The organism is Arthrobacter sp. AL05 (genome assembly GCF_029960715.1).
GTDB lineage: Bacteria > Actinomycetota > Actinomycetes > Actinomycetales > Micrococcaceae > Arthrobacter.
Window position 1 is genome coordinate 1 of the sequence record NZ_JASBRC010000036.1, and the last position, 5967, is coordinate 5967.

Consider the following 5967-nt stretch of genomic DNA (forward strand, 5'->3'; position numbering starts at 1 on the left):
CCGCGGTTTCGGCGACCAGTCGGTGGTCGGGCAGTCTCGAGGTGTTGAACCTTTCTCGGCCGGGTGCCTCTGATTCGAAGGTGGCGTGGCCGGTGGCGATGCCTTCAAGGTAGATCCGCCGGACGGCGGGCCAGTCGCCGTCACGCATGGGGCGGATCGTGGCAACGGAATGTTCCTGCCCGGTCACAGGGCCGCCAGGATTCCGGCCGTCTGCTCCAGGGCGCCGGGGACCAGCGAGTAAAACGCCCACGTGCCACGCTTTTCTCGGTGCAGCAGACCCGCATCGACCAGGAGTTTCAGATGGTGGGAGACCGTAGGTTGACCGAGATCAAGCGGTTCGGTCAGGTCGCACACGCAAGATTCGCCGGAGGCTTGTGCCTTGACGATGGAGAGCAGACGTAGTCGGTTCGGATCAGCGAGTGCCTTGAAAATCAGAGCCTTCTGCTTCGCCTCTTCAGCGCCCAGGGAAGGAATTCCCGCCGGAACGCAACAGATTTCATCCGCGGTCGATTCGAGGGTCGACAGCGAGCTCATATATCCATTATGCCATCGTATTGACAATCATCAATACGATGACCGGCCGGATCACCGCGGCGCTTGGGGGTGCCGTCAATGCCGACGTCGTCGCGGCCGGTTTTGCGACTCACTCGCGTGGCCGCGTGCCTTCACCCCCTGATTAAATGTCGATGAGCTAATCCCGAGAAAGAGTGCAGTTCGCGACTGACACCGCAGAAGGCCGGCCCAGCAGATACTCAGGACCGGCTGAACCAGTTGGACCTGGCTGACCTGGGCCATGGGACCGATGGCGAGTCCGCGGTACCACGCGAAGAATCCAAGGAACATACTGACCACTCCGAGGTAGGCAAAGGCAGCCCATTGGGCAGGTGTGCCGGACGGTGGCTGCTCAGCGATTGCGGTGACGGTCAGGAACACCATCGCGGGAGTTGCCAGGACGAGGGCCCAGGAGACCGTTTGCCATGCTCCGAGTTCTAGACCGCGGCGGACCTTCTCTCTCCCGGGCAGCAATCACGACCGGGGCGTTTAGGCCGAAGTTTGCCGGGTGGCCTCGAATGTGCCGACACGGCGGCCGTCATCCGCGTAACAAAAATGGCCTCCGACTCTTGCGCTAGTAATGTCGGAAAAGTGAGTGTAATCCGGGCAGCCAGAGCGAACGATGTTCCCGCAATCCTGCAGATGATCCAAGAACTAGCCATCTACGAGAAGGAGCCGGACGCTGTCAGGAACACCCCGGAGCTGCTCACCGAGGTCCTCTTCGGCGAGACCCCGAGGGTCTTTGCCAGCATGGCCGAGAACGAGAACGGTGAGGTGGAGGGCTTCGCCCTCTGGTTCCTGAACTACTCCACGTGGGAAGGCGTCTACGGCATCTACCTCGAGGACCTCTACGTCCGGCCTGAATCCCGTGGAGAGGGCCACGGCAAAGCGCTCCTGCAACACCTCGCATCGACCGCAGTCGAACGCGGTTACGCCCGCGTCGAGTGGAGCGTCCTTGACTGGAACGAACCCTCCATCAACTTCTACAGGAACCTCGGCGCCGCCCCCATGAGCGAATGGTCCACCTTCCGCCTCACCGGCGGGGCGCTGGAGGCCTTTGGCGGCTCCCGCGAGACGGCGGTTCGTGGTTGACCTGTAGGTGACCGGCTCGTCGCAGCCGCGCCTCCATCTGGCTGCGGCCTAGTGGTATCAAGCACGGACGTTAGTGATGCGGCGTGGTGGGATGACATAAAGACGACCTGCGGGTGGATTGGGGTTTGTCTAGAATCTGGATGGACAACCGCTCCGGTCGCCCGGTCCGGTCACCTTGACTGATCCCGCACCGCCGGGGACCGCGGATCATCGCGCTCAGAGTCAACCGCCGCTGGGGGCCGGCCAGGTTCAGCTACCTGCTGGGGATCCACCCCTCGGCGGTGCACAAGGTCCTCTCCCGGTACTGTCCGGCCAGGCTGTCCTGGTTGGGCCAGTCCGCCGGAACTGTAATCCGTCGCTACGAGCACGAACACGCGGGCGACCTGGTCCACGTGGACGTCAAGGAAACTCGGCCGGATCCCCGACGGAGACGGACACCTCGTCACGGGCCGGGACTTGGGCAAACGGAACGACACCGGCACGGGCGCAACCGGCGCCCGGGCTACGCCTATCTGAACCTGCCGTCGAAGATTAACCCCTGTTCGCCCACACCGAGATCCTCACCGACGAGAAAATAAGACATCGCACGGGCTTCTGGAAAAGAGGCCCAGCGGCAATGAACGCCGCCGGGTTCACGGTGCGCCGGGTCCTGACGGACAACGGCTCCTGCTACAGGGCCTTCGCAGAGGCCCTGGGACCGGTCATAGAACACAAATGGACCCCCTTACCGGCCCCGGACCAATGGCAAGGTCGAACGATTCAACCGCACCCTGATCGACGAGTGGGCCCAGGCCGGCCCTACACCTCTGACACCGAACGCGTGGCCGCTTTCAAGCCGTGGCTGCACCTCTACAACCGCAATCGAGGCCACACCTCACTCAGGGGTCAAACACCCGTCAGCTTCGTCTCCAACGTCCGTGGTCAATGCGCCTAGGCGTCTGGATCCCCGCGTCGACCCCGACGAATAGCTCTTGGTCTCTGTCGACACGCCCCGGGAGTTAGAGCGCTTCTGACCAGCGGCAGAGGGCGCGCAGAGACAGGATGCAGAAAACTTCGAGCACTAGCTCGGTGTCCTAGCTTTTCGGCTCCGAAAGTAGTCCCGGCACTCGTCCCCGCACCCGTGGCCCCATCACTTCATAACAGAGTTCCGCCAGCGTTGAACTCATCGAATTGGACTCCGAGCGATAAGTTCTGTTTCCGCTTGGATCGTGATTGCGCCTCTGAGGCAAGATCGCCCCTCCCCGGAGGAGTCGACTGTGATTGCGATACGAACACCCGGAATGCTTTCGAGAGAGGAGTCCTGCGCGCCCTATAATCGACTCAAGTCAAGTCGGGTGGATTCTGACGCCCTCGGAGCTCCGAACAGGCTCACGTGTTGGGAGGACCGTCCGAAGCCCGCCTGTCCCACCGGGCCATCCACACCGCTCGGTGTCTCCACCGTTGGGTCGAAGACACTAGGGCCAGAAGGGACCAGCAGTATAGGCTGCGAACATGTCTGTTTGTCCGACGGTCGCAGTCTGTGGCCCCGCGTCGTGGAACCACCTAATCCTCCTTGACCACCTCCCAGAACCTATTCCGCATATGCAGTTCGCGCGGCGCTCTTGGCAGACGGTCGGAGGCACCTCAGCGGGGAAGGCCTTACACCTGGCGGATCTCGGCATAGACGTACGCCTGTGCTCGCCTTTTGGCGCGGACGAAGTCGGCGGGTGGGCGCGCGACGCTCTCACCACCGCTGGCGTCACCGTCGAGGCGATTGCATCTGAGCGCACCGAGCGCCACGTCAACCTCATGACCGACGGTGGTGGCCGGGTATCTCTTTACGTTTCAGTGCCTTCCACGCCGGCGAAGGATGAGGTTGACGCTGCCGTGGCAATTGTAGTAGCGGCGGATCTCGCCGTGATAGACCTGAGCGAGCTTGGCCTGTTGATGCTCGAACGCGACGAGGTCCGGCGGACACCGCTATGGATGGACCTTCACGATTACGACGGATCGTCCGCTTTCCATGAGCCATTTCTGGGGGCGGCCGAGGTCGTTTTCATGAACGACGATCGGACAAACGATCCCTGGGAGCTTATGCGCTCCTGCCTCGCGAGGGGCCCTCGCCTGGCTGTCTGCACGCGCGGGGCGCATGGTGCGATAGCTCTGGAAGCGGACGGGACGCGGCACGAAGTTGCTGCTGTTCCCGCCGACGTTGTGGACACGAACGGTGCCGGCGATGCGTTCATGGCTGGCTTCCTGGGTGCGACCTTGCACGGCCTGTCAATTGCTGATTCGCTCAAGGCGGCGTCCGCTCAGGCCCGCGTTGCCATTGAGAGTGAGCATCTGCACCCCATCCTCGGGCGTTGAAGCGATGGCAGCCCGGCTCGATGCGGACGTTCTGACGTATGTCGTAAACGGTACGCCAAGCCGTGGTTGAGCGGAGGCGCCGCCGCTACGGCAGATAGGCGCCGAATTCAATGTCGCGCAGCTGCTCCGCGACCGGTTGGGTACTTCACTGCCAAATAGTTCTGCGACTCACATAACTATTTCGATGGCTTTCATCCCTTATCCGGCGTGAGAGCTTCTGCTGAGGCGCGCGGCGACGGCGATGATTGCGGCAGTCCCGGTGGCAACTGCCATGGCATATGCCATGGCAGCGTAGGAGCCGAGCCAGGCTGCGATTGCCTGGCCGGCTGCCGGAGCGATGGCGGTAACAGCTGTCAGGGGAGCCGCGAAGATGCCTTGCAGGGTGCCGAGTCGTTGGCTTCCCCACCGGTCGCCTACAATTGTGGCCTGCAATAGTGTCTGGCACCCGCGGACCGCACCGGCGAGCATTCCTGCTGCGATCAGCAGCGGGACCGGGCCGGGTAGGGCGGCCAGCAAAAGGACGGCGCAGGCTGCGGTTCCGGCGATGACAGGCAAGCGGGTGCCGGGCGGGATGGCTGCGAATAGCAGACGCCCGCCGATCTGACCGGCACCCACGAGACCGAGCCCGAGCGCTGCTGTCGTGTAGTCGGCGCCCTTTTCCATCAGCACGGGGATGATGTTCAGGGTGACGGTGTAGAGGCCGAGGCAGAGCAGGACCAATAGGGCCTGCAGGCCAAGGAATTCCGGGCTTCGCCGGATGGCCCGCATCATCATCCGTTGGTTCGTTGGGGGGATTTCGGGGGCGGCTGGGGCCCAGCTCCGGTTCAGGTATCGGGCGTGCAGCGGCACGGTGATGATTCCCATGATCGCGGCGAGCATGATGAAGGCAGCCCGCCAGCCGAAAGCGGATGTAAGTGCGGCGGTGAGCGGGGCGAAAATGGTGGATGCGAATCCGGCGGTGAGGGTCAGGACGGTCAGTGGCCGGACCCTGGCGGGTCCGTACCAGCGGCTGATCACCGTAAAGGCCGGCTGATACAGCACCGCGGACTGCGCCGTGCCGGCAAGCAACCAGGCCGCAAAGAACACCGGCAAGTTCGGAGCCAGTCCCACTAGGACCAGGGCCAGCACTCCGATGAGGGATCCGCCGATCATCAGCGTACGCGGCCCGGTCCTGTCCAGGATCCTGCCGACTGCGATCCCGGCCGTCGCAGAGACCAGCAGGCCAGCGGAAAAGGCTCCCGTCACGAGCGCCGGGTCCCAGCCGGTGTCCTCGCTGATGGGGCGGACCGCGGCGATCAGCGAGTAGTAGAGCACGCCCCACCCGGTGGTCTGGGTGATACACAGTGCGGCCAGTCCGCCGCGCGGTGCACCCTCCGCGACCAGTGTCCGGGATATCTCCGGGGCAGTCATTTCCTAGTTGCCCATCGGCTGTGCATACAGCCTCTGGAGCCGAGCCTTAGTCTCGTCCCGAACCCGACGCATGTCATCCATGCCTTCGATGCCGCGACCGGAGGGCGCGCCCGTATCCCAGACGTCACGATCCCAGACGTCACTGCGGGTGCCATCGCCTGGAGCGGCTTTCGCCTCGTTGTCAGTGCCGATGACGAGATCGACCGCGTGCAGGACTTCGTAGCCGACGGACTCGGGGTGTTCGCCGGTGATGTCGATGCCGAGTTCATTCACTGACTCCGCGGCCTGTGGGTGCAGCGATTCGGCGGGCTGGGTTCCGGCCGCGTGCACGGTGACGGCCCCCCCAACGAGCTGGTCCATGAGGGCTGAGGTGATGCGGCGGAGCAGTTCGACGTTGTCGTACAGCCCCCGGTTAGTTTCATGCCGGGTTTCGTGGTGTTCAGTCATCTCGGCTCTTCGCATTGGTGGTTCATGGAAGGGGGGCGTCCCTATGCTTTTAGTCAAGCGGCCGCGGCGGGTTTCTCTTCGTAGAAGGTGCCGTGTTTGAGCATGGCGTAGATGACGTCG

5 protein-coding genes and 2 pseudogenes are annotated in these 5967 nt (G+C 63.4%); 3 read left to right on the top strand and 4 right to left on the bottom strand.

Features of this window, described 5'->3' with window-relative positions; translation table 11 throughout:
- Nucleotides 1–183: 183 nt before the first annotated feature.
- A complete protein-coding gene (locus QK287_RS18175; RefSeq protein ID WP_282361103.1) occupies nt 184–534 on the bottom strand; it encodes a metalloregulator ArsR/SmtB family transcription factor in 351 nt (116 codons plus the stop codon).
- 195 nt (nt 535–729) lie between these two features.
- Nucleotides 730–990: pseudogene (locus QK287_RS18180) on the bottom strand (DMT family transporter); the annotation flags it as partial.
- Nucleotides 991–1143: 153 nt separating this feature from the next.
- Between QK287_RS18180 and QK287_RS18185 the strand changes: the two are divergent.
- The 3 genes and pseudogenes from QK287_RS18185 to QK287_RS18555 all read left to right on the top strand — a co-directional run bounded on the left by QK287_RS18185 (nt 1144) and on the right by QK287_RS18555 (nt 3990).
- A complete protein-coding gene (locus QK287_RS18185) occupies nt 1144–1644 on the top strand; it encodes a GNAT family N-acetyltransferase (protein WP_282361104.1) in 501 nt (166 codons plus the stop codon).
- 203 nt (nt 1645–1847) lie between these two features.
- Nucleotides 1848–2578 (top strand): annotated as a pseudogene (locus QK287_RS18190) (IS481 family transposase); the annotation flags it as partial.
- Nucleotides 2579–3510: 932 nt separating this feature from the next.
- Entirely contained in the window at nt 3511–3990 is a 480-nt protein-coding gene (locus QK287_RS18555) for a PfkB family carbohydrate kinase (RefSeq protein WP_348774852.1), read from the top strand.
- A 198-nt stretch (nt 3991–4188) separates the two neighbouring features.
- Here the strand turns inward: QK287_RS18555 and QK287_RS18200 are convergent, their stop codons facing one another.
- Nucleotides 4189–5400 carry an MFS transporter gene (locus QK287_RS18200; protein ID WP_282361106.1) on the bottom strand — a complete coding sequence of 404 codons (1212 nt, stop codon included), beginning with the start codon at nt 5398–5400 and terminating at the stop codon, nt 4189–4191.
- A gap of 3 nt (nt 5401–5403) precedes the next feature.
- The gene (locus tag QK287_RS18205) at nt 5404–5847 is read right to left on the bottom strand and encodes a low molecular weight phosphatase family protein (protein WP_282361107.1); all 444 of its coding nucleotides are present in this window, start codon (nt 5845–5847) and stop codon (nt 5404–5406) included.
- Nucleotides 5848–5967: the final 120 nt, after the last annotated feature.